The sequence below is a fragment of the Treponema sp. R6D11 genome, from assembly GCF_054786075.1.
The window spans coordinates 1-332 of record NZ_BDHD01001317.1 but is presented as its reverse complement, the minus strand read 5'-3'; the positions used below and the strand labels follow the sequence as shown (position 1 = coordinate 332).

Below are 332 nucleotides of genomic sequence, written 5' to 3'. Positions count from 1 at the left end.
GTACAAACACAGCTTCCCCTTTGGGAATGTTTACGGACTTGAGCAACAGTTTAACATCATCGTTAGGTGAAACTTCCCTTTGCAGGGGAACTTGCGCTTCAAGAGCAAGTTGGGGAATAATTACCGCCCAACGGCTGCCTTTGTTTTCAAGGGCTACTGCGTCCCAAACGGAATCTTTTTTATCGGATAAATAAACCATTTTCCAGTGGCTGTCGGAAGCCCTTTCCGCGTGAACAGAGGCGGTGGACGCGGCTTCGCTAAACCCAAGCCGCGCCGAAACATCATCGGAAGAAAGATGTTTATCGCCTCGCAGAAAATTTCTTATTTGAATG

The 332-nt window shown here is 47.6% G+C and carries 1 pseudogene; it reads right to left on the bottom strand.

From position 1 onward, the window contains the following. Nucleotides 1-332, bottom strand: a pseudogene (locus ACYVTD_RS18580) (ribonuclease II); the annotation flags it as partial.